Raw genomic sequence first — 21,619 nt, forward strand, 5'->3', positions numbered from 1 at the left:
AGTCTAGTTGTCCTTCATTTTATAACGAAAATCACAGTGGGACGCACCCTTCATGATTGTCTGACTGCGCGTCAGTTCAATGTCAGGATTGTAACCGATACAAAAGTCACCATCCCGGTTACAAGACAAAAGATGTCCAATGTCGCCCATGCCCATTTCTTTATACATTTCAGCATAACGACAACGGGTGACATTAAATTCCATACGCTCGGGTTCGGTGACCAGCGTCTCGATTTCAAGCGCATCTTCTTTTGTCCAGTTGGGCAGAATGTCGGCGAAGTCACTAAGATTTGGTGCATGACCCAAGTCAGCAGCAAGGGCTTTCCCCTGCTCAATGGCAGAGCGAGAACAGGTCTCCCCGATTACCTCTTCGGCTTCTTGCTGCCCGGAGCGTTCACAAATAACCTCGAATACATGTTTGAGGATCATTGCCTCAATGCGACGACGTTCGATGATGGGGATGTCTTTCATGAGGTGGTCCTTTCTCAGAGTTTGGGCTCGACATGGTCTTTGAGTTTCATCCAGGCAAGATAATAAGGGGCAATGCGCCGTGCGATCGGGTGAAACGGCAATGCATGCGATTTGGTGACTGGAAGGGCCAAACCTGCGGTATCCTCACCATCGACGGCGCGCGCCATTTCGCGGCCGAGTGCGCTGCCAAGGGCAACACCGCGACCATTGCAGCCAATCCAAGCCCAACCATTGGGGCCAAGCGAGTGAACACGCGGAAACCGATCCCAATTCATAGATAGAAAGCCGTTCCAGACATGGGTCATTTTGGGAGGGGATTTGAGCTGTGGGAAGCTCGCCATCAGATTGCTGGCCGCTTTCTTGGCCATGCGCTCTTGGACGTTCCATTCTCCCAGAATGGCTCCACCAGTAATCAGCCGGTTGTCTCTGTCATAATGGAAAAAACGCAGATCGCCACGGGTGTCCGATACCGCCTGACGCCCCTTCAGAATGGTGCTACGAACTTCATCGCTTAAAGGCTCAGTCGACATTTGCCAAGAGACGACCGGTACGATGGAATGGGCGATACGTTTTGCAAGGCGAGGTGCCAATTCGCCCGTATAGGCGTTGGTGGCAAGGATCAATGCCCGAGCTGTCACCGTGCCATGCTTGGTTTTGACCACCCATTTTATGCCGTCATGTACATAGCTTTCAACGCAGCTCTGCTCATGGATGGTGCCGCCGTGGCTTTCCACTGCTCCAGCAAGGCCGCGTGCAAGCGCCAACGGATTAACATGGCCACCGGACGGCGCCAGCATACCGCCGAACCAGCGATCCGAACCGAGTAGATCCGTTGTAGCCGTTCTGTCGAGATAGTGGGCTTCCAAGCCAAAACGTTGCCAATTATCCGCACGCAACTGGCTCAGCTTTGTCCGTCCGGCAGAATGCGCAGGCTGGAACCAACCGGTCTGCTCGGCATCTGCCTGAATGTTTTCAGCCCGAATGGTATCAAACAGCATACCGGCGGACGCGCCGATCAACTCGGCAAAACGTCGTCCTGTGTCGCCATAGCGGGCGACCCACATATCCGGTTCCGCCGCTGTCAGGGTCGGGATAACCTGACCATTGTTGACTCCGGAGGCACCCCAACCGACAGCTTGCCCCTCCAGTACCACGACATCACGGCTGGCCTTGGCAAGGTGCAACGCAGCAGACAGGCCGGTGAAACCAGCACCGATTACGACTGTATCGGTGACAACGTCCCCCGTTAATGGCGCAGCAGGCACGCGAGGCGGGGAGGTCACGGCCCAAATGGAGGGGGGAAAAGTGACGGGGCTGTTCATGTCGGATCTTTCACTAAAATGGGCGGGCCAGCGGCTGTGGGCTTTGCCTTTTTGGGGCGACGTTAGCCATCCATCCGAAGGTCGGAAAATGGGATTTGGAGGGCAGCCCCAACTGACGTGATCACGTCGGGACCGCCATGCGAACGCTTCTTGATGCGGTGATCAGCTATCCTCGTGGACATGGCCACCAAGATAGGCTTCAGCCACACGCGGATCATTGGCAAGTTCTTGCGCATCACCCTCGATGACAATCTTGCCATGCTCGATGACATAGGCCCGATCAGAAATGCGTAAGGCAGCTTTGACATTCTGCTCAACCAAAAGCACCGAATAGCCTTCCTCGCGAATTTTGGTCACCAGCTCGCAGATGAACCCGACAAGACGTGGCGCCAGACCCAGCGACGGTTCATCTAGCAACAAGACCTTTGGTTTGCGCATCAGGGAGCGACCTATGCAAAGCATCTGTTGTTCGCCACCAGACATAGAGCCAGCCTGTTGTTTCAACCTTTCCCTGAGCACCGGAAACAACGCCAAAACATGGTCCAGCTCCTGCCGCCCCAGTGGTCCGCCACCGATGACCAAATTCTCCAAAACACTCATGTTTGAAAAAATCTGGCGCCCTTCCGGAGATTGACAGATGCCTCGATCGACGATCTCATGGCTCCTGAGCTGTGAGATATCTTGGCCTTCAAGACAAATTTCCCCACCAGTGGCGTGATAGATGCCAGAGATGCAGCGCATCAGAGAGGTCTTGCCGACCCCGTTTGCTCCAAGCACCGAGACGATGCCTTTTTCCGGTAGAGCGACAGAGATGTCATGCAAGATATCTTGCACGCCAATCTTAAGAGACAGATTCTTGATTTCGAGAATATTGCTCATCAGTCATCGCCTCCAAGATAGGCTTCTAGAACGGCAGCATCCTGACGCACCTTGGCGGGCACATCATCAGCGATTTTTTTGCCAGAGGCGAGCACAACCAGCCGTTCACAGATTCCCATGACCAAGGTCATATCATGTTCTACCAGCATAACGGTGAGGCCATCGTCATTGATGCCGGTGATGAAACGCGCCAATTCAGCGGTTTCTGCATCATTCATGCCTGCAGCTGGCTCATCAAGGATCAACAGTTCCGGTTGCATGGCCAAGGCGCGGGCAATTTCGAGATATTTACGCTTGCCGTAAGACAGGTTGGCGGCCAAATCGTCGGCATGATCGATCAAACCAACCTTTTCAAGCATTTCCCAGCTACGTTCGGAAATCTCCTTGGCCTTGGCCCTCCCCCCAAATATGGCTGAGAAAGGATCGACGCCGATCATTCCGAGGGCCCCGACAGAGATATTGTCAAACACGGTCATATTGGGAAAGACCCGCAAGTTTTGGAAGGTCCGGGACATACCTTTACGAGCGATTTGATGCACCGACATTCCTGTGATGCTCTCCCCATTGAAACGCACATCACCTGATGTGGGGGGGGTAAAACCTGATATCAGGTTGAACAGGGTTGTTTTGCCTGCACCGTTGGGGCCAATCAGACCAAACAATTCGCCTTTATTGACCGTGGTGGTGACATTATCGACAGCTTTGAGTCCACCAAACAGGCGGGTCAATGCGTCCAGTTCAAGGATAGCCGTCATTTCCAACCAACCCCTTTCTGGCCTTTTTCATCGGACCAGCCCGCACCAAGCTGTCGGCGGGCAAAATTGAGAGCCGTAATCTCGCCAAACAATCCTTTGGGCAAGAAGAGGATCGCTCCAAACATCACACATCCAACAATGATGTTGCGAATATCCCCCACCGAGCGCAGCACTTCGGGCAGCAGGATCAACAACAAAGCACCAATCAGAACACCGGGCAGAGAGCCAAGTCCACCAACAACCACCATCGCGAGAATGAGAATCGATTGGGAGAAGTTGAAATCATTGGGGGAGATATAACCGATGGTGTAGGCCCATAGAGCACCTGCAATACCTGCGAAAAAGGCAGAGATCACAAAAGCCTGAATTTTCATCACCGTCACATTGATGCCCATGGCAGCGGTGCACTGATCGTCTTCACGCAAAGATCGCAACGCATTGCCATAATAGGAATGGCTCAAGCGATCAATCGCCAGTATAGAGGCCGCCACGACGACGGCAACGACATAGTAGATGCCCAACTCGCTGTCGATTTCAAACCCAAACAGCCCAATGCCAGAGAAGAGCATGACGCCGTTCGGTCCATTTGTTAGCCCGACCCAGTTTTGGAACAACAAAAAGAGCATCTGTCCAATGCCCAATGTCGCCACGGCAAAATAAATTGACATCAGGCGCATGGTTGGCAATGCAACAAGAAGTGCAATGGCGGCAGACCCCAGCCCAGCCAAAGGCAGCCCCCAAGTGAAGCCAATGCCATATTTGGACCCCAGCAAAGCCGCCACATAGGCCCCGACCCCATATAGAGCCGCATGGCCAAGATGAAGCAGGCCGGCAACACCGGTGACAAGGTGCAGAGAGGCCGCAAGCAGCATGAACACGAAGCACAGCGTCGCAATCTGATAATAATAGCCTTTGCCGAACCCCACCAACACAGCGGGAATCACAGCGAAAACAAGGAGTGCCAGCAGCCCCTTGATGAGAAGCGATTTAGACACGGTCCCTCCTTGCCCCGAACAGGCCTTGCGGGAAGAAGATGAGGGTGGCGAGAAGGAAAGCATAAGCCACCATGTCGGACCAGACCGAGGACATAAAGCTGGTGGACAGGCTTTCGGCCAGTCCCAAAATGAGCGCACAAATGACCGCTCCGGGAATGGAAGACAGGCCACCCATGACCATGGCAACAAAGGCTTTGATGCCCGGTGTGAAGCCCATGGACGGAAAGAAGGCGCCGTAATAGAGCCCAACAAGAATACCGGCCAAAGCCCCCATTGCGGAACCGATCACGAATGTGAAGATAATCGTGCGATCGGTGTTGATGCCGCAATATTTGGCGCCAAGGGAATTGTTCGAAACTGCACGGATCGACAGGCCAATGGGACTGTATTTGAGCAACCATTGCAGTCCGGCCAACATCACAAGTGTCACAGCAAAGATGATCAAGTCACCATTTACGATGGTGATGGGCCCAATGTTGATGGGTTTGTTAATGAGATAGGCCAAATCCACCGATTGAAATTGTGAGCCAAAAATCATTTCCATGGCTTCACGGGCGATGATAGACATAGCCAGTGAGGACATCAGGGTTGCTTCACGCATGGCTCGGGATTTAAGAGATGCTTCGTCCGAGAAACGGCGGAATGGACGAAAGGCCAGACGTTCCAGCCCAAAACCGGCCAAAGCCCCAGCTGCCAAGGCGATGAAAAGCACCACAAAAACCGGTGGTGCAAAAGTGGTGATTGCCATCAGACCAGCAAAAGCGCCGATGGTGTAGACTTCACCATGGGCGAAGTTTACGACATTCAAGACACCGAAAATCAGTGTGAATCCAATGGCCATAAGCGCATAGATCATGCCCAACGACAGGCCAATAGCCAGTTGTTGCAGGATATAAGGATCGAACACATCGTTCCCCTTTTCAATTGACCCCACTCGCCCGAGCCGACGCCCAGGCGAGCAGAGGAAGGGTTATTTTACTTCGACAAAAGCGCCATCTTTAACAGTGGCTTTGGTGAGCTCTTTGAGCGGCTCTCCATTTTCATCAAAGGATGTGTTGCCGGTAACACCGGGGAAATCCTTGGTGGCAGCGACGGCATCACGCAAGCTGTCACGGGTGATGTCCGGATAGGCTTTAACAACTGCAGCAAGCATGATGTTTACTGCATCATAAGCCTGAGCGGGGAATTGGCCGGGAGCAAGATCGTGGGTCTTTGACCACTCGCTCACAAATTCCTGAACATGCGCATCTGCGCGGTTGGGCAGGAAGGTTGCCGTTAGAAACAGGCCATCTGTCGCGTCGCCCGCCAGCTCAATCAACTTGTCGTTATAGGCCGCCGAGGTCGAAAAGACAGGAATATCAGCATTCAGCTGTGCCATCTGCTTGAGGAACTGTGCGCCATCTTCATAAAAGAAGCCGGTGTAAACGGCGTCAGGTTTCTTTTCTTCCAGCTTGGTGATGATGGAACGGAAGTCGGCCAAGCCGCGGTTGAAGAATTCAGTGTAAATAACTTCGCCACCCAATTCTTCGAAAGGAACAGCAAAGCCTTTCACGACAGATTGACCCCAGTCGGTCTGTTCGGCGATGACGGCAACCTTTGTGATGCCTTTTTCCATCATCCACTTGGCGTTAACGGCCCCTTCTTGATTTTGCGTGGTGATGTTCCGGAATTGCCATTTGGAAATTTTGGCAAAATCGGGATGTGAGGCGGTCTGCGACAGTTGCACCATGCCGGCTCTTTTGTAGACCTGGGCAGCAGCCATTGAAACGGTGGAGGTGAAATCCCCCAGGACGCCGACAATTTCATCATCATCGACAAATTTACGGGCAATGGTCACGCCTTCTTTGGCGTCTGAACGCGAGTCCTCATAGATGATTTCTACAGGTACAGGAAGCGTGCCGGATGCATTGAATTTGGTCAGGGCAATTTCGGCAGCATCTTTGAAATTCTGGCCATATTGCGCCGTGTTGCCAGTCAGGGGAAGCTGATAGCCAATTTTAATGCTGTCCGCAGCATAGGAGGCGGCCGGAATGAGGGTAGCTGCGACGGTAAGGGCAAGAACCGTTCTACGGGTAAGTTTCATTGGTCTGTTCCTCAATGGGTTGGTGATCAGGTGTTGATGCGCCCGGCCTTCGCCGGGTCTTGGAAGGGTGATGCCCGTTTTAACGGGTCTATGATATGTCCGGTACTCTGGACTTATAAGTTAGACGTCCAGTTTTCTGGATCAGTCTGTATAATAATAATTTTTGCTCCTAAACAGCTGAGGTCTCAGAACCAGGTTTTACAATCAAACGACAGCAACCAGTCCTGCCCGGTTTCCATGTTTCGCCTTCAAAGGTGAAGCCTGCGCTTTGGAACATGCCTGCATCAATTGCCCCGGCGGAGCGACAGAGCATCTCGAGAGCTTCGCCTTTACGGCCAGCGGCTTCCCAGTTGTCTTTCAGCGGGCAACGATGGAACTGGATCTCCATGCCTTCGCTGTCGCATTTGCGCAATTCGGGAGAGAACAGATGATCGCGACAAGGAATGCCATTCAAAAATTGCTCGGTAAGCGCCTCAATGTTGGCTGGCCCATGGGCCTTGAGCTTTTCACCCATTTCTGCGCCAAGGCGATAGGTGGCCTTACTCATTAGCTCGATGGCCTTGTCATTTTCATATTCCTCGCACAGAACATCAAACATATACATGTAGAATTTGGCGCGCATCGCGTAGGCACCAGATAGCTGTTCCAGTGTAATTTCAGGTGTGGATGGTTCATCAGTCATGGGCTTCTCCTGGTCTGGTCCGATTGGTCCCGCTCGGAATAGACCGAGTGGTTAGGGTTAAATATTCAGTGGTTCTCCTGAGGTGGCAACGACGCATCGACAGCTGTACCAACCCCATCAAGAATGCCATTAGCAAACTCCAGTGCATCCTGTGGTAACCAGAAAGCGCGCATGGCTTCGTCCTCGGCATTCAAGACGGTGGCCGGTTTGAGACAGGGAAGTGCACGCTGGTCTGCTAGGTCTTGGGCGACGGAGAGAAACGGTTTGACACCAAGCCGCTCAGCCACTCTGCTCTCACCGTGGCAGGTCCAGAAAGCTTTCAGAGAGGCTGGTGCGCAAGGTCTGCTTGAGCGATGCTTCCAGTTTCCGTTTTTGACGTCGACTTCATAGTCGCACAGGAACCGCGTGCCGTGTTCACTAACAAACAGAATCGCATCGGTGATATAGTCGACGGTTTCTTCGTCGAAAAAATAATTGTAGCCAAGGCGTACCCAACCGGGTCGCATAACGCCCCTCCCATTGCCGATTGCCTTTTCAAACTTCAAAGCATCTTCCAAAGAAATATCAAGCAAAGCATGAGCATAGGGTCCAGCACAGGAACAACCACCGCGGGCCTGAATACCGAATAGATCATTCAAAAGCGCAACGACAAAACCATAATGAAGCCTTGACCCGTCAATGCGAATATTGAATGACAGGACACCAATCCGCTCTTTATTGGAGGGTCCAAGAATTTCGATATTTGGAGCTGCTCTAAGACGGTCAAATGCGGTGTTTGTTATGGCTTGTTCCCGCCGCTCAATCTCGAGCGCTCCGACCGCTTCTTTTAGCGCCATCACAGCCCCTGCCCGAATGTCGCCGATAATATCAGGGGTACCTGCCTCTTCACGGCGCTCAATATCGCGTACATAGGTATGATGATCAGCCGTGACGTAGCTGACCGCTCCACCGCCGGTAATGCCGGGGCGGCCGTTTGTAAAAAGGGATTTATCAGCAATCAAAACCCCCGAGGCGCCTGGGCCACCAATGAATTTGTGGGAAGAATAAACGATGGCATCGATGCATGCATCGGGGTCTTCTGCATCAAGCTGTAGTTTCATTTCGATGTAAGGCGCGGCAGCTGCAAAATCACAAACAAACAGCGCGCTATTTTGGTGCAAAAGACGGGCAATTGAGACGAGGTCTGTGCGCACCCCCGTGACATTGGAAGCCGCAGAAAACGCACCGATTTTCAGATCACTATCAGAGTAGGCAGCAAGGCGTTCGGCCAGAGCATCAAGGTCAATCTGGCCATCACTGCCCAGTGGAACGCGCTCAATGGTCGCGCCTGTTTCACGCCAAGGCAAATCGTTCGAATGATGCTCATAGGGGCCAACAAAAACGACAGGCTGACGTCCGTCTTGGATCAATTCCTGTAAAGCCATCGCACTGACAAGACAGTCAACCGCGGTCGTTGCACCATTGCCAGCGAAAATCACCGCATGATTTTCCCCCGCACCGACGCTGGATGCGATGGTCTGGCGCGCTTCTTCTCGCAAGGCAGTGGTCTGGCGTCCGGTGTGTGAGGTTTCGGTATGGGTGTTGCCATACACCGGCAAAACGATTTTTTCGATCGCCGCTTCGATGAAACCCAAAGACCGGCCTGAAGCGACATAATCAGCATAGACCAGAGGTCGGGGTCCAAAAGGACCGGAAATAACACTGCGCTCGCCAATCACGCTATCGCGGATCAAAGAAATCAGGGGCTCTTCAGGCGAGATACTGCTGGAAGATGCAGACTTTAAGGGCATTTTTGATTGCCTTGGGTTCTGGTTTTGAGTGTGGCGGTTTATTTAAGGCCACGATGCCGAATATATGGCATCAGCTTTGCGTCAATTTTTCTGGTAAAATGTTGTCTAAAAATCAATAAATACGCAACAAAAAACTATTATTTAATTAATAAAAGCAAAGCCATGCTATTTTTCCTTATAAATTCAGAATTTGAACAGTTAAATATTTCCAATAATGAACTAGCCATAAAAAATTGTTCGCCACCTTCTAATACTAAATTCTAATACGAAGTCGGAAACAATCCAAGCAGCTCGCCTTGTGGAATTGCGCAACTGGGGAAACCGATTGCATCTATCTTAATGCGTATTATCGGCAATAAAATTAAATTCTTTTTTGAATATGTTTTAGAAATTGATTTTTTTACCACCGGGTGTATCATCAACTCTAAGCAGATGACGGCGAGGCGATTGAACCGAATCCGACCAACATCTGCCCTAGCAAGGGAGTTAATGGCCATGTCTTCACCTAAACGTCTCGATCAAAAACTGGCACGCATTGAAAAAGGCGACTATACCCCGTCCGATTTCATCATTGCAGATGCCAAAGATGCTGATATGGCGGGTGGGATTGCCGCTAATGGGCCTCGATTGGATGCCTCTGGACAACCAACCAGCATGATGCGGCCAATGCAGGTGTATCGGGATGATATGGTGGCAATGATCCAGTCCGATCTTGTTGACATCATGCTCACGTCTCTCTCCTCTGCCGAATATCTCAGCTCAGCAGGCCATTTTGCGGGTAGCGACATCACGCCGACCGTGCGGCTTAATGACGGCAGCGACATTTGGTTGATGCGCGGGGCTGATTATAAGCGCCTGCCCTGTCAACCTTTCCGCACGGCACGGCTAGACCGGGTCAGACCCGTCGCCGATCTGGGGCTCTATGCCATCACTTTCTATAATGATCTCGAAAAGGATTATCGCACACTAGAGGCCTATGCTCAATTTCGCGACGAGGCGAACGCTGCTGGTATTCGCCACTTTCTGGAGGTGTTCAATCCCCATTTCGATGTTGCGACACCCGGCACGGATTTTGCCTCCTATAACAATGACGCTATCGTCCGAACCCTTGCCGGTGTTTCCAGACTCGACGGGCCTATTTTTCTGAAAATGGCCTATAACGGCCCACACGCAACCGAGGAGCTTGCCAGCTATGACCCAAGCAGGCTGATCGTCGGTATACTCGGCGGCGCTTTTTCTACTACACGGGACACACTCGAAATGGTCAAGCAGGCCGAGCGCTATGGTGCACGGGTTGCTCTGTTTGGACGCCGGATTTTCTTTGCAGAAAGTTCGACTGGTATCGTGCGGACTATGCGCAGAATGCTCGAGGAAGACATCAGCTCGGAAGAGAGCTGTAAAACCTATTATGACGAACTACTCAAAGCGGGCATAAAACCCAAACTCAGTCTTGCAGAAGATCTGGAGCTTACCGATCCGGTATTGAAAGCGGGATTCTGAGCATGGAAGGCTCTTCCCAGACCCCACCGAAGAGCGATGTTTCTGACGGCCCCGTCATCGATATTTTTCAAAGGATGGTCGCGACAGCCCGATCCGGGGACCAAACCATGTCAGCCTTGGCCAAATGGATTTTGAACCATCAGGACGCGACTCGCAAACTGACCATTTCCGAGCTGGCCAACCAAACGGACGTCAGCCAGACAACGGTTTTCCGCTTTTGCAAACTGCTCGGGTTGAAGGGCTATAAAGACCTACGTCTTGCGTTGGCTGAAGGGCATGGCTTGGCATTGGGCACCCAACTGGCCGGAGAGGCCGGTTTGTCTGATGGCGGGCTTGATCATTCTCTCAAAAGCATCATGCTTCGCGTGGTTGAGGCCAATGTGGAGCAGCTCTTAAGGACAGCCAGAATTGTATCTCACGAGGCACTCACAGAGGTAGTCAACTTACTGCTTGATGCAAGCCAGATTCAAATCGTCGGCTTTGGCAGCTCGGCCCCCATCGCCATTGATGCCTGTCGTCGCCTTCTCTCTTTAGGGTATACGGCCAGCGCGCACAGCGATCCCCATATTCTTGCCGTGGTCACAGCAAATGCAAAGCCAGGCACGGTTTTTGTCGGAATTAGCAATTCCGGGCGCACGCGCGATCTCATCGACTGCTTTACAACGCTGGGCAAGCGCGGTGTTAAACGCGTTCTTCTTACCAGTGATCCGGATGCCGTAGGAACCAAGCAGGCGGATCTAGTGCTGGTCTCGGCGGTGCGGCGCATGCCCCCTTCTCTGGACGTCATCGGCACGCGCGTCTCTCAATTGGCAATTATAGAGGCACTCTGTGTGGCATTGGCAGAGAAGGACCCTCGAGCATCAAGCGCCGTCTGTGATACCGGACAGTTGGATGCGGAAATCGCCAAAAAGAGATTGCCCCAAGCAGCCCAGCGAAATCGCGGGAAACAGGAGGAATGAGCCATGAACCGACAAGGCATCATTTGTGCGGGTAACTGGATCGTTGATATCGTGCATGAAATTGACCAATGGCCGAACAAAAGCGAGCTTGCAACGATTTTGAGAGAAAAAAACGGGGTTGGCGGGGGTGCCGCCAATGTCGTCATGGCCCTGTCGCACCTTGATTGCGATTTTCCTCTTGTACCATTTGGTGCGATCGGACAGGACGACCATTCCAGAATTATACTCGATGCCTGTATGGCACTCGATTTACCCATAGATCATCTGATCCGCCGTTCCGACATTCCCACCGCCCACACCCATGTTATGTCAGTGCCGGGAGACAGTCGCACCTTTTTCTATCATGGGGGAGCGAACGACAGCCTGTCACAGCAAGACTTCACGACGGGTTTCTTCGCACAGTCAAATGCCAGAATCTTTTATCTGGGTTATTTGATGCTGCTTGAGCAGCTCGACAGGATCGAGAATGGCACGAGCGGGGCTGCACAAATTCTCGCCCGGGCACAAAAGGCGGGGTTAACAACCTGCGTCGATCTGGTTTCTGCAAGCAGTGAGAATTTCTCAACCATCGTCTCCTATGCCGCCCCCTACATCAATTACCTGATCGTAAATGAAGTCGAGGCGTGCCGTGCCAGTCAAATCCCTCTTGCCACCGACACAGTGCCACCAGACGTGACTTTGATCGAGGCGGCGCGCACCCTTCTCGCATCCGGCATCAACGATGCTGTCATTATTCACTGTCCGGAAAAGGCTCTGTGGTTGGGCCAAAACGCCGAGCCCATTCTGATGCGGCCTGATCGGCTACCCCCAGAAGCTATCGTCAGTCCGGTTGGGGCTGGAGATGCCTTCTGCAGTGGCATTCTGTATGGGATCCATGAAGGTTTGTCGCCGGATAAGACGCTGATCTTAGCACACACCATCGCCACTGCATCCATGACAGGCGTCACTGCAACCGAGAGCATCCCGCCCCTCAAACAATTGATGCCAGAAGTCTTTGACCAAACCCAACCACACGACTGAACCGCATAGCAGACTCTAGTGATGTGACTGTCGGGAGCTAAATGAGGAAACTCTTGAAATCGCATCAGACAACGGGATGAGATAGCGTAGCAAACAATAACAAGAAGAGATCAATAATCATCTGGATTATTGAAGCAACGTAACAAATTAAAAATTTTTGAAAGTTTATGGCGGAGAGACAGGGATTCGAACCCTGGAGACGGTTACCCGCCTACACACTTTCCAGGCGTGCGCCTTCGACCACTCGGCCACCTCTCCGTACCAAAACGTGGCCGAACTATAGCCAAATGAAACCGGAACGCAAGCCGCTAAACCCACCTGTTGACAGAAAAACGATCTCATTGCCTTTTGGGTTCTTCATGTAAATGATTTTAATGGTTATTCCATGCGCAAAATATCAGTCAAAGCTGGATATTGATGACGCTTTGTTGCTGTTGGCATCCACGACAGATAGCCAACAGGGTTGAAAGGGCTGAGATTTTCAGGGCCTCCATATCCGGTTGACCGCTTTGATTGCTCGTTCCTTGGCTAGGATAATGCATGACCAATTCGCGTCATTTGTGCTAAAGCAGTTGTATATTTCCATAGTTTCTCTTATGTGCACGGCACTCTCGCTGTCTGGAGCAGAGAACTGAAAGGTCCGATTTATGAAATTTGTCCGTTTTGTCTTCACCATATCCGGATTGTGGACTTGTGCGTTGGCGCTGCTTGCGCTGGTCTTGGATGGCGTGCGCTCGATTGCGGCAAACGAACTGGTGATGAAATCACTGGGGGCGACATGGTTCGAGCTCGATAGTGCAAGCCTCAATCTGACTCAAGCTGTTATTCAACGTAATGTGCATCCGCTCGTCTGGGATCCACTGGTGCAGTGGATTTTGACCATGCCGGCTTGGCTTGTAGCCGCAGTGATCGGAGCTGGCTTGATTTATTTGGGTCGAAAACGTCGCCCCAAAGTGATCCGGATTTAGTTCCTCGCCCTACGAATAAAGCAGCGGTATAACCAGCATGCAGCCACGAGGAGAATGACAATGTTCGGATTTTCGCGAAAAAAATTGGAAATGCCAACGCAGGAAACGGCCCTTGAAGGGCGTGATATGCCAATTCCTACCGCCGAAACACATTTTGTTCTTGGAACAGCCCTCAAAGCCCCCTTCCCGCAAGGCTTTGAGCAAGCGATGATTGGAATGGGCTGTTTCTGGGGGGCGGAACGCATTTTCTGGCAGCAGGACGGCGTCTACACGACAGCCGTTGGATATAGCGGCGGGATCACACCAAACGCGACCTATGAAGAGGTCTGCAGCGGTAAAACGGGTCATAACGAAGTGGTTGTTGTGGTTTTTGATCCCACCATCATTCCCTATCTAGCATTGCTGACTCTATTTTGGGAACATCATGACCCAACGCAGGGCATGCGGCAGGGTAACGATATCGGCACACAATATAGATCCGGTATTTACACCTACTCTGATGCGCAGGCCGTTGAGGCAAAAGCATCTCAAGCAGCCTATCAATCAGCCCTTGCGGCACGCAACTATGGCCCCATCACCAGCGAAATAACTTCTGCAGGGCCGTTTTATTATGCCGAGGCGCACCATCAGCAATATCTGGCGAAAAATCCAGATGGCTATTGTGGGCTGGGTGGCACCGGCGTTTCGTGTCCGGTGCCTCACAGCTAACGCATATATCAGTTTTGCAGCGGTCTCGATCGGGGCAAGGCAAACAATTGAGAAATTGGCTCAGATGGTGCGAAGCGTGACGGATTGGCAGATGTATTTTGTAATCCGGTAACGGGCGCAGCGTCCAACACCGCTGAACAGGCTTGCGGCAGATCGCTCAAGGTGATTTGCCGTTTTTTCTTTGGTTTCACCTTTGGAGCTCCCTTTTTGGGCTTTTTAGGTGTCCAAGGGTCGTCAGATAGCCACCATGACAGCTCTTTGCCACACCCATCTCCGGCGGGTGGAGGTGCCTGATTTTTACAGCCTGTACTACCCGCAGGGCAGCTCATACGAATATGGAAGTGGTAATGATGTCCGTACCACGGGCGCACCTGTCGCAACCATGCCCGATCAGAACCGGCCCGATCACATAAGGCTTTCTTGATGCCGGGATGAACAAAGATCCGCGCAAGACCTGGGGTTGAGGCAGCGCGCTTGATCAGACGGAAATGGGCCATGGTGAATTTCTTTGGGTCAATCGTGCGGGTGCCTTTCTTCAACATAGAAATGGCCGAAATCTCTTCCCGTTCCTTGCGCGTAAAGCGACGATCGGGCATTGGGCGCAACCAAATATCGGCATCAAGACCGATTTGATGAGACGCATGTCCCGAAATCATTGGCCCCCCTCTGGGTTGGGCCAAATCGCCAACCAACAACCCGTTCCAGCCATCGTATGTTTTGGCATCCACTGCGAGTTTTTCGATAAATGCTATAAGGTTCGGGTGGCCCCAGTTGCGATTACGAGACAGGCGCATTGCCTGCCATGCAGGGCCGTCAATAGACAGCGCGCGAGCCCCCGCGAGGCACCCTTTGGCGTAAGAGCCTATTGCTCGGGCCTGCAAATTGGCCGGAGCCGTCTTTTTGCCAAACAATTGTTTGGCCGCTGTTTGTGCGTAGGCCGGATCAGCTGTGAAGCCACCCATCACCACCAGACTGATCACGCAGCCGATAAAAGCCCCCCCAAACTCGTGCAGAAGGGTCCGTTCAAGAGAATGGTTCTCTTTGATCTTGTGTTTGGGCGTATGCGCTTTGAGGGGCGACATGACCTTGCTCCGATTAATCACAGTTGGCGTGGTTGCGACTCTATGCACGAATTGTTAACCATAAGTGGATAGCGAACGCTTTTTTCAGAGATTCAGCAGGATGCGTAACAAATGCGTTTATTTCCGGGCTTTTTGATTCTTTCGACCCTACTAACAGGATGTGCAAGTTTAACCGAAGATGAGTGCGCGGTTGGAGAATGGGCGAGGATCGGCGCCAATGACGCAGCGCAGGGGCTCAAAGCATCCCGACTCACAGATCACAAGAAGGCCTGTGAACGGTACAATATCGAACCAGACCAAACCACATATATGGAAGGCTACCGCCGCGGACTGGTCGCTTACTGCACCCCGACCAACGGCTTCAATGTCGGGCGCAATGGCTACACTTATCGCACCATTTGCCCGAGGGATACTGAAACCGGTTTTCTCAGCGGCTATAAGCGCGGCACGACGTTGCACAACATTGAGACATCAATAGCTCAAGTGCGCGACAGCTTGCGCGAGGTCCGAACCCAAATCGGAGAATTACGAGCGGCACCATCCAAAGAAAACCGCGATGCGCGGATGCGGCTTTACAGCGAGGAAAATCGTCTGGAAAATGAAGAAGCCCGGCTAGGTCGCCAACGAGATGCAGCGCTTGTGAATGCAGACATCTTTTTGCAGAACATCAATCCCGATATTTAAGAGGCAATGTAGTTTGGTCTCAAGCAACGCAAATAGGCTGAACATACCATCATAGATTGAACATCTTCCCAACATAAGCTAAGAGTTGGCAAGAGAGGATTGACAAGGGATCGTTAACCCTATCCTAGAATGCTGCATATGAATGACAGTTTTCTGTTGGTTTGAAGACTCCGTTAAGGCTCTTGGATTAAGATCGGCCTTGTCATCGACTACAATCTGACCGAGCAGGCGTTAAAAATCGTCATGGGGAGCCCGGACCCGGATATAGTCACAGACGTCTGGGGACATAATGAAAATCGTTTTGGTCGAAGCCAATAGCGTGGATCGCCGCGCTATCAAATCCATGTTGGAAGAGCGCCGGGAAACCGTGTTTTCTTTTTCAAATGGTCAGGAAGCTTGGTCCTTCATCCAAGACACTCCGGGCATCGACGTCATTATTACCTCTCTTAATGTGCAGGGCATGTCTGGTTTGGAGATTTGCTGGAACAGCCGCATTTTGGCTGAACAGCGCAAGGCGATGTATGTGATCGCAATTTCCAAGCAAGAAGAATCGGACATGCTGGTTGAAGCACTGGACAGCGGTGCTGACGATTATCTGCAAAAACCATTGCATGAAGAAACGATGCTGGCGCGCCTCCGTGTTGCCGAACGCATGATCCGGTTGCAAAAACAACTGGTGCAGTTGGCAAATCACGATTCTATGACCGGTCTGTTTAATCGTCGAGCCTTTTTTGAAAAGGCAAATCAAAGACTCAACCAATGCGTTGGATGTAAAACCTTGAGCGCCATTATGTTCGACATCGATCATTTTAAACGGGTCAATGACAATTTCGGCCATGATGCAGGCGACGAAGTGATCAAAACCGTAGCCAAGATTTCATCATTGGAAGGCAACTTGCTCTGTCGGCTTGGAGGCGAAGAGTTCGCACTCATTTTGGAAAATCACAGCCTTCTGTCTGCCGCGCGTGTGGCTGAACGCTTGCGAGCCACAATTGAACAAACGCCGATAGTGGTGAATGGTCACAAAATTCAAATCACATCCAGCTTTGGTGTCGCCATTTGTCATAAGGGCGATAGCATAGATGATCTTCTCAAGCGATCAGATGTTGCGCTTTACCATTCCAAACATAATGGCCGCAATCGTGTATCAATTGAGCGTTTGGTCGTCCAAAGTCAAAATGAGACAGACGCATCCCAAATACACGCCAGACAAAAAAGCAGGGCCTGAGCCCCGCTTTTTACATTGGTCGTCAAAATGGACCGCACCCTTTTCAGGCTAGCGATTTCCCTGCAGCTGCAGTTGCCAGAAACCCGAACATTGCCTTGCAAAAGTGCTCTAATTGTCCATTTTCAGTGCAGCAATGAAGGCTTCTTGCGGAATCTCCACCTTGCCGAACTGACGCATCTTTTTCTTACCTGCCTTCTGCTTGTCCAACAGCTTGCGCTTGCGTGTGGCATCACCACCGTAACACTTGGCCGTAACGTCCTTACGCATAGCTGAAATGGTCTCGCGTGCAATCACACGACCACCAAGTGCAGCCTGAATCGGGATCTTGAACATGTGACGCGGGATCAAATCCTTGAGCTTCTCACACATAGACCGACCACGAACCTCAGCCTGAGACCGGTGTACAAGCATTGACAATGCATCCACAGGTTCATCATTGACGAGAACAGACATTTTAACCAGATCACCAGCGCGATAATCGGCAAGCTGATAATCAAAACTGGCGTATCCTTGGGTGATGGATTTCAAACGATCATAGAAATCGAAAACCACTTCGTTGAGCGGCAAGTCATATTGAACCATGGCGCGCGATCCAACATAGGACAAGTCGGTTTGTATCCCGCGCCGTTCCTGACACAGCTTCAGGATCGGACCGAGATAGTCATCCGGCGTCATGATAGATGCTTTGATCCAAGGTTCGCGGATTTCCTTGATTTTAACCACATCCGGCATGTCAGCAGGATTGTGCAATGTGATCTCGTCACCGTTGTTCATGCCCATCTCATAGACCACACTTGGTGCCGTTGCGATCAATTCAAGATTGAACTCACGGCTCAGACGCTCCTGAATAATTTCCAGGTGCAACAAACCGAGAAAACCACAACGAAAACCGAATCCGAGCGCGGCAGAGCTTTCCATTTCATAGGAGAAGCTAGCATCGTTCAAACGCAATTTTCCCATCGCAGCGCGCAGTTCATCAAAGTCGTTGGCATCAACAGGGAAGAGGCCGCAGAAAACCACGGGCTGGGCTGGGCGGAACCCTTCAAGGGGAGCATCACAGGGTTTGCGTTCATGCGTGATGGTATCCCCCACCCGCGTGTCGGCCACTTCTTTGATTGAAGCGATCAGGAAGCCGATTTCGCCAGGCTCAAGGGTTTGTCTGTCGATCATTTTGGGTGTGAATGTACCCAGGCGGTCAACATCGTAGGTGGCTTTGGTGCCAATCATACGGATCTTGTCACCCTTTTTCAGCACCCCATCCATGATACGGACGATAACAACAACGCCGAGATAGACATCATAATAACTGTCAACCAGCATCGCCTTCAACGGCGCCTCAAAATCTCCCTGCGGCGGAGGAAGGCGTTTAACAATGGCTTCCAATATGTCTTTGATGCCGATGCCCGATTTCGCGCTGGCCTCAATGGCGTCAGAAGCGTCAATGCCGATGACATCTTCAATCTGCTCGCGCACGCGATCCGGTTCGGCTGCGGGCAAGTCAATCTTGTTGAGGACCGGAACAATTTCATGATCTCTGTCAAGCGCCTGATACACGTTCGCGAGGGTCTGGGCCTCCACTCCTTGCGAAGCGTCAACGATCAGCAGCGAGCCTTCACAAGCAGCAAGCGAACGGGATACCTCATAGGCAAAATCGACGTGCCCAGGAGTATCCATCAAGTTGAGTGTATAAGTCTCGCCATCATCCGCAGGATACTGCAATGAGACAGTCTGCGCCTTGATGGTGATACCACGCTCTTTCTCGATATCCATACTATCGAGCACTTGCTCGGACATTTCGCGATCGCTCAAGCCCCCGGTGAATTGTATCAACCGATCGGCGAGCGTGGACTTCCCATGATCGATATGAGCGATGATGGAAAAGTTGCGGATTTTATCAAATGCATGTTTGGTCATGGCGCGCTTATACCCTTGCTGTCTCAAACAAAGAAGAGACTTTGTCGCCTTTCTCATGTCAGGCGGGAAAAATCCAGTCAGAAATGCAAAACCCGGCCTTTTCAGACCGGGTTTCTACAGATTCTAACGTTCGGCAGCGTCTTGCGACCCAAATTAGCGATTCGGGCTAAAGCTCAAGCGCCATTTTGCGAGTCCGCAGGGCTTCCCACTCGGACTGCATGACATAGCGCGAAGAAATCTCACGGAAATCGACAAAACTTTTGTAAATTTCGCCCGCGAGCGGCGTTTTGTCTGCAATTTCTTTAACAACGACAGCTGATTCTCTGGCAAGAGCCATGGTCATATCATCCGGCAGACTGCGAACGGTTACGCCTTCCTTCTCCATCAATGGACCAAGCGAAGCAGCATTGTTGTAAGCAAAGTCCGCCATGGTCTCAAAGGAAGTTGCCTGAGCCGCAGCTTTAACAATTGCCTGCAGGTCTTCGGGCAAAGCCATCAGTTTTTCGGTGTTGACGATCACCTCCAACGCAGCGCCCAATTCATGAAAGGCGGGCATGTAATAATTGCCAACAACTTTGTAGAGACCAAAGGCGAGATCATTCCAAGGACCGACCCATTCCGCAGCATCAATGGTGCCCGATTGCAAGGCAGCGAAAATATCCGTTGGTGGCAGCATGACAACAGAGGCCCCCAAACGGCGCAACACTTCTCCACCAAGTCCGGCTATTCGCATTTTCAGGCCCTTGAAATCTTCCAGAGTTGTGAGCTCTTTGGCAAACCAGCCACCGGCCTGTGTGCCAGAAGATCCTGCGTAGAATGGGGTGACACCAAAGGGCTCATAAGCTTTTTCCCAAAGCGCTTGTCCGCCACCAAACCGCAACCACGCTGCATGTTCGATCTGGGTCAGTCCAAAGGGCACACCGGTGAAGAAATGGAAGGCCTGATCTTTGCCTTGCCAATAATAGGGCGTGGCATGACCGATTTCGGCAGCACCGCTGGCAACAGCATCAAAGACTTCAAGTGGCGGCACCAACTCGCCTGCACCAAACACCTTGATGCGCAGGCGGCCGCCTGACATTTGTGTCACGCGCTCGGCAAAGCGAACGCCATTGATACCAACGCCCGGCACCTGCTTGGGCCAAGACATTGGCATTTTCCAAACGATGGTTTCATCGGCTTTGACAATTGCTGGACTTGCCAAGCTAACGGCTCCACCCGCAGCCAGCCCGGTCAACACCGAGCGGCGATCTACTGATCCAGTTTTCCGCATTCGAATAATCCTCTGACTGTGAAATAGCGATTTTAGTTATCTTGGTCGGCATGCTCGCATGCCCAATAAACCGGCGCAATAGGTCGAATGTGCCAGTCCAGGACCACCTCCCATGAGCATGGTCGATTGGAGAATTCTGATAGCAGGTTTTAGCCAACCAGTCCCCAAGAATAGATAGAATACCCTATTTTATGCGCCAGATAACTGATTTGAATTTACTTGCAAAACACCTCATATTCTGCAAAAACGCTATCGTTCACACTATTTTATTTCGTAATTTGCCCATTTAACAGGGGATCAAGACTTTGCCGCGGAAAAGCTCCAAACTAGATCGGATAGATTTGCGCATTCTTGATGAGCTGCAAAAAGATGCGCGCATCACCAATAAAGCCTTATCTGAAAAAGTTGGTCTGTCGCCAAGTCCCTGTCTACAACGGGTCAAGCGACTTGAAGATATTGGACTGATTGGCGGCTATCTTGGCCTGATCAATCTCGAAGCCCTGTGTCGCCATGTCACCGTTATGGCCACCATCACCATTCGCGATCATGACCACTCCATTTTTTCCACCTTTGAGAGCGCAATCGCGACATTGCCAGATGTAGTGGAGTGCCTGAAGCTGAGCGGATCCTTTGATTATCTGGTTCGGTTTGTTTGTACAGATATCCAACGCTATCATGCGGTTACAGAAGATCTTTTGGTTCAGGTGGGCGGCAAAATGCAAATCGCCAGCCATGTTGTCTTGGACCAAACCAAACAATATCGCGGTGTTGCGCTTGAAGAACTGATGCACGGTTGATCAAACCGGTGGATTGCTAGCTCTGCCTTGCCCACAGCTTCATACGATCTACTACTTATATTGCAAAATATAGAAAGTCGCTTTAGTTATATTCCTGTATTCTGGGGTCAAGTTTTTGAGCGATTTTGATTTCGGTCAATCTCAGGGCGATCAAAATGCGGTAGGTGATATTGCAAGTCATTCTCATTAATTCGAACATCTGCCGATGGGGCCAGCCACGACAGACCGTCCGATCCACCTTCGTTACGGAGTTTAAACATGATTGCCACCTTGCGTGATATGAATGTTGGAGATCGAGGTCGCATTACCCGGTTGGACATCGCCAATCGGGCTTTCAAACAACAATTGCTGGCCATGGGCCTGACACGAGGTGCAGAGTTCACGGTTCTGCGTATTGCCCCGCTTGGCGACCCTGTCGAGATAACGGTCCGTGGATGCGCCCTGTCATTGCGCAAGTCCGATGCTTCTGGTGTCGGGATTGAAGCTGCTGACCACTAGGGTCTGAAGCGCTT

21 protein-coding genes and 1 tRNA gene are annotated in these 21,619 nt (G+C 51.5%); 9 read left to right on the forward strand and 13 right to left on the reverse strand.

All coding sequences use genetic code 11. From position 1 onward, the window contains the following. Positions 1-3: 3 nt before the first annotated feature. The 9 genes from C0081_RS14380 to C0081_RS14420 form a co-directional block, all read right to left on the reverse strand. On the reverse strand, positions 4-471 hold the full coding sequence (locus C0081_RS14380; protein ID WP_101534540.1) for an L-2-amino-thiazoline-4-carboxylic acid hydrolase: 468 nt from the start codon (positions 469-471) through the stop codon (positions 4-6). Positions 472-485: 14 nt separating this feature from the next. Beyond that, the gene (locus C0081_RS14385; RefSeq protein ID WP_101534541.1) at positions 486-1,793 is read right to left on the reverse strand and encodes an NAD(P)/FAD-dependent oxidoreductase; all 1,308 of its coding nucleotides are present in this window, start codon (positions 1,791-1,793) and stop codon (positions 486-488) included. Between the two features lie 162 nt (positions 1,794-1,955). Beyond that, on the reverse strand, positions 1,956-2,672 hold the full coding sequence (locus tag C0081_RS14390; RefSeq protein ID WP_101534542.1) for an ABC transporter ATP-binding protein: 717 nt from the start codon (positions 2,670-2,672) through the stop codon (positions 1,956-1,958). After that, positions 2,672-3,427: an ABC transporter ATP-binding protein gene (locus C0081_RS14395; RefSeq protein ID WP_101534543.1), complete on the reverse strand. Its 756-nt coding sequence runs from the start codon at positions 3,425-3,427 to the stop codon at positions 2,672-2,674. Before C0081_RS14395 ends, C0081_RS14390 begins: the two co-directional genes overlap by 1 nt. After that, complete coding sequence (locus C0081_RS14400; protein WP_101534544.1) at positions 3,424-4,422, reverse strand: branched-chain amino acid ABC transporter permease; 999 nt, start codon at positions 4,420-4,422, stop codon at positions 3,424-3,426. The genes C0081_RS14395 and C0081_RS14400 overlap by 4 nt, the downstream gene beginning before the upstream one ends. After that, complete coding sequence (locus C0081_RS14405) at positions 4,415-5,329, reverse strand: branched-chain amino acid ABC transporter permease (RefSeq protein ID WP_101534545.1); 915 nt, start codon at positions 5,327-5,329, stop codon at positions 4,415-4,417. Before C0081_RS14405 ends, C0081_RS14400 begins: the two co-directional genes overlap by 8 nt. Before the next feature lie 63 nt (positions 5,330-5,392). Further along, positions 5,393-6,505: an ABC transporter substrate-binding protein gene (locus tag C0081_RS14410; protein ID WP_101534546.1), complete on the reverse strand. Its 1,113-nt coding sequence runs from the start codon at positions 6,503-6,505 to the stop codon at positions 5,393-5,395. Between the two features lie 169 nt (positions 6,506-6,674). Next, positions 6,675-7,187 carry an L-2-amino-thiazoline-4-carboxylic acid hydrolase gene (locus tag C0081_RS14415; protein ID WP_101534547.1) on the reverse strand — a complete coding sequence of 171 codons (513 nt, stop codon included), beginning with the start codon at positions 7,185-7,187 and terminating at the stop codon, positions 6,675-6,677. Between the two features lie 65 nt (positions 7,188-7,252). Further along, on the reverse strand, positions 7,253-8,977 hold the full coding sequence (locus C0081_RS14420; RefSeq protein WP_101534548.1) for an aminotransferase class V-fold PLP-dependent enzyme: 1,725 nt from the start codon (positions 8,975-8,977) through the stop codon (positions 7,253-7,255). A gap of 495 nt (positions 8,978-9,472) precedes the next feature. Here C0081_RS14420 and C0081_RS14425 point away from each other — a divergent pair, with 495 nt between their 5' ends. From C0081_RS14425 to C0081_RS14435, 3 genes are read left to right on the forward strand one after another with little or no spacing between them, the layout of a single operon-like run. Continuing rightward, positions 9,473-10,477: a beta/alpha barrel domain-containing protein gene (locus tag C0081_RS14425; protein ID WP_101534900.1), complete on the forward strand. Its 1,005-nt coding sequence runs from the start codon at positions 9,473-9,475 to the stop codon at positions 10,475-10,477. Positions 10,478-10,479: 2 nt separating this feature from the next. After that, positions 10,480-11,436, forward strand: coding sequence for a MurR/RpiR family transcriptional regulator (locus C0081_RS14430; RefSeq protein WP_101534549.1), 957 nt, complete (start codon positions 10,480-10,482; stop codon positions 11,434-11,436). A 3-nt stretch (positions 11,437-11,439) separates the two neighbouring features. Beyond that, positions 11,440-12,456, forward strand: a complete 1,017-nt coding sequence (locus C0081_RS14435) for a carbohydrate kinase family protein (RefSeq protein WP_101534550.1) — start codon at positions 11,440-11,442, stop codon at positions 12,454-12,456. Positions 12,457-12,624: 168 nt separating this feature from the next. Here the strand turns inward: C0081_RS14435 and C0081_RS14440 are convergent. After that, positions 12,625-12,714 (reverse strand) — tRNA-Ser (locus C0081_RS14440). Positions 12,715-13,103: 389 nt separating this feature from the next. On the opposite strand from C0081_RS14440, the gene C0081_RS14445 reads away from it, so the two are divergent. Beyond that, a complete protein-coding gene (locus tag C0081_RS14445; protein WP_101534551.1) occupies positions 13,104-13,424 on the forward strand; it encodes a hypothetical protein in 321 nt (106 codons plus the stop codon). Between the two features lie 54 nt (positions 13,425-13,478). Next, positions 13,479-14,132 (forward strand): peptide-methionine (S)-S-oxide reductase MsrA, encoded by a 654-nt coding sequence (gene msrA / locus C0081_RS14450; protein WP_210200517.1) that lies wholly within the window; start codon positions 13,479-13,481, stop codon positions 14,130-14,132. A gap of 8 nt (positions 14,133-14,140) precedes the next feature. On the opposite strand, the gene mepA is transcribed toward msrA, so the two are convergent. Continuing rightward, positions 14,141-15,214, reverse strand: coding sequence for a penicillin-insensitive murein endopeptidase (gene mepA, locus C0081_RS14455; protein ID WP_101534553.1), 1,074 nt, complete (start codon positions 15,212-15,214; stop codon positions 14,141-14,143). 111 nt (positions 15,215-15,325) lie between these two features. Between mepA and C0081_RS14460 the strand changes: the two genes are divergently transcribed. Further along, positions 15,326-15,898, forward strand: coding sequence for a DUF2799 domain-containing protein (locus C0081_RS14460; RefSeq protein ID WP_101534554.1), 573 nt, complete (start codon positions 15,326-15,328; stop codon positions 15,896-15,898). 289 nt (positions 15,899-16,187) lie between these two features. Further along, positions 16,188-17,126 carry a diguanylate cyclase gene (locus tag C0081_RS14465; protein ID WP_101534555.1) on the forward strand — a complete coding sequence of 313 codons (939 nt, stop codon included), beginning with the start codon at positions 16,188-16,190 and terminating at the stop codon, positions 17,124-17,126. A 108-nt stretch (positions 17,127-17,234) separates the two neighbouring features. On the opposite strand, the gene lepA is transcribed toward C0081_RS14465, so the two are convergent. Both lepA and C0081_RS14480 read right to left on the reverse strand, forming a co-directional pair. Further along, complete coding sequence (gene lepA / locus C0081_RS14470; RefSeq protein WP_101534556.1) at positions 17,235-19,040, reverse strand: translation elongation factor 4; 1,806 nt, start codon at positions 19,038-19,040, stop codon at positions 17,235-17,237. A 166-nt stretch (positions 19,041-19,206) separates the two neighbouring features. Then, on the reverse strand, positions 19,207-20,310 hold the full coding sequence (locus tag C0081_RS14480; protein ID WP_101534558.1) for a TRAP transporter substrate-binding protein: 1,104 nt from the start codon (positions 20,308-20,310) through the stop codon (positions 19,207-19,209). A 305-nt stretch (positions 20,311-20,615) separates the two neighbouring features. Here C0081_RS14480 and C0081_RS14485 point away from each other — a divergent pair, with 305 nt between their 5' ends. Together C0081_RS14485 and C0081_RS14490 are read left to right on the forward strand one after the other, a co-directional pair. After that, positions 20,616-21,107: an Lrp/AsnC family transcriptional regulator gene (locus tag C0081_RS14485; RefSeq protein WP_101534559.1), complete on the forward strand. Its 492-nt coding sequence runs from the start codon at positions 20,616-20,618 to the stop codon at positions 21,105-21,107. 258 nt (positions 21,108-21,365) lie between these two features. Beyond that, on the forward strand, positions 21,366-21,605 hold the full coding sequence (locus C0081_RS14490; RefSeq protein WP_101534560.1) for a FeoA family protein: 240 nt from the start codon (positions 21,366-21,368) through the stop codon (positions 21,603-21,605). The last annotated feature ends 14 nt before the right edge of the window (positions 21,606-21,619 follow it).

Source organism: Cohaesibacter celericrescens (assembly GCF_002866925.1).
Lineage (GTDB): Bacteria > Pseudomonadota > Alphaproteobacteria > Rhizobiales > Cohaesibacteraceae > Cohaesibacter > Cohaesibacter celericrescens.

Excerpts from the sequence above, each read along its gene's own strand:
- C0081_RS14380 (WP_101534540.1), bottom strand. The coding sequence starts at position 471 with ATGAAAGACATCCCCATCATCGAACGTCGTCGCATTGAGGCAATGATC.
- C0081_RS14385 (WP_101534541.1), bottom strand. The coding sequence starts at position 1,793 with ATGAACAGCCCCGTCACTTTTCCCCCCTCCATTTGGGCCGTGACCTCC.
- C0081_RS14390 (WP_101534542.1), bottom strand. The coding sequence starts at position 2,672 with ATGAGCAATATTCTCGAAATCAAGAATCTGTCTCTTAAGATTGGCGTG.
- C0081_RS14395 (WP_101534543.1), bottom strand. The coding sequence starts at position 3,427 with ATGACGGCTATCCTTGAACTGGACGCATTGACCCGCCTGTTTGGTGGA.
- C0081_RS14410 (WP_101534546.1), bottom strand. The coding sequence starts at position 6,505 with ATGAAACTTACCCGTAGAACGGTTCTTGCCCTTACCGTCGCAGCTACC.
- C0081_RS14415 (WP_101534547.1), bottom strand. The coding sequence starts at position 7,187 with ATGACTGATGAACCATCCACACCTGAAATTACACTGGAACAGCTATCT.
- C0081_RS14420 (WP_101534548.1), bottom strand. The coding sequence starts at position 8,977 with ATGCCCTTAAAGTCTGCATCTTCCAGCAGTATCTCGCCTGAAGAGCCC.
- C0081_RS14425 (WP_101534900.1), top strand. The coding sequence starts at position 9,473 with ATGTCTTCACCTAAACGTCTCGATCAAAAACTGGCACGCATTGAAAAA.
- C0081_RS14430 (WP_101534549.1), top strand. The coding sequence starts at position 10,480 with ATGGAAGGCTCTTCCCAGACCCCACCGAAGAGCGATGTTTCTGACGGC.
- C0081_RS14435 (WP_101534550.1), top strand. The coding sequence starts at position 11,440 with ATGAACCGACAAGGCATCATTTGTGCGGGTAACTGGATCGTTGATATC.
- C0081_RS14445 (WP_101534551.1), top strand. The coding sequence starts at position 13,104 with ATGAAATTTGTCCGTTTTGTCTTCACCATATCCGGATTGTGGACTTGT.
- msrA (WP_210200517.1), top strand. The coding sequence starts at position 13,479 with ATGACAATGTTCGGATTTTCGCGAAAAAAATTGGAAATGCCAACGCAG.
- mepA (WP_101534553.1), bottom strand. The coding sequence starts at position 15,214 with ATGTCGCCCCTCAAAGCGCATACGCCCAAACACAAGATCAAAGAGAAC.
- C0081_RS14460 (WP_101534554.1), top strand. The coding sequence starts at position 15,326 with ATGCGTTTATTTCCGGGCTTTTTGATTCTTTCGACCCTACTAACAGGA.
- C0081_RS14465 (WP_101534555.1), top strand. The coding sequence starts at position 16,188 with ATGAAAATCGTTTTGGTCGAAGCCAATAGCGTGGATCGCCGCGCTATC.
- lepA (WP_101534556.1), bottom strand. The coding sequence starts at position 19,040 with ATGACCAAACATGCATTTGATAAAATCCGCAACTTTTCCATCATCGCT.
- C0081_RS14480 (WP_101534558.1), bottom strand. The coding sequence starts at position 20,310 with ATGCGGAAAACTGGATCAGTAGATCGCCGCTCGGTGTTGACCGGGCTG.
- C0081_RS14490 (WP_101534560.1), top strand. The coding sequence starts at position 21,366 with ATGATTGCCACCTTGCGTGATATGAATGTTGGAGATCGAGGTCGCATT.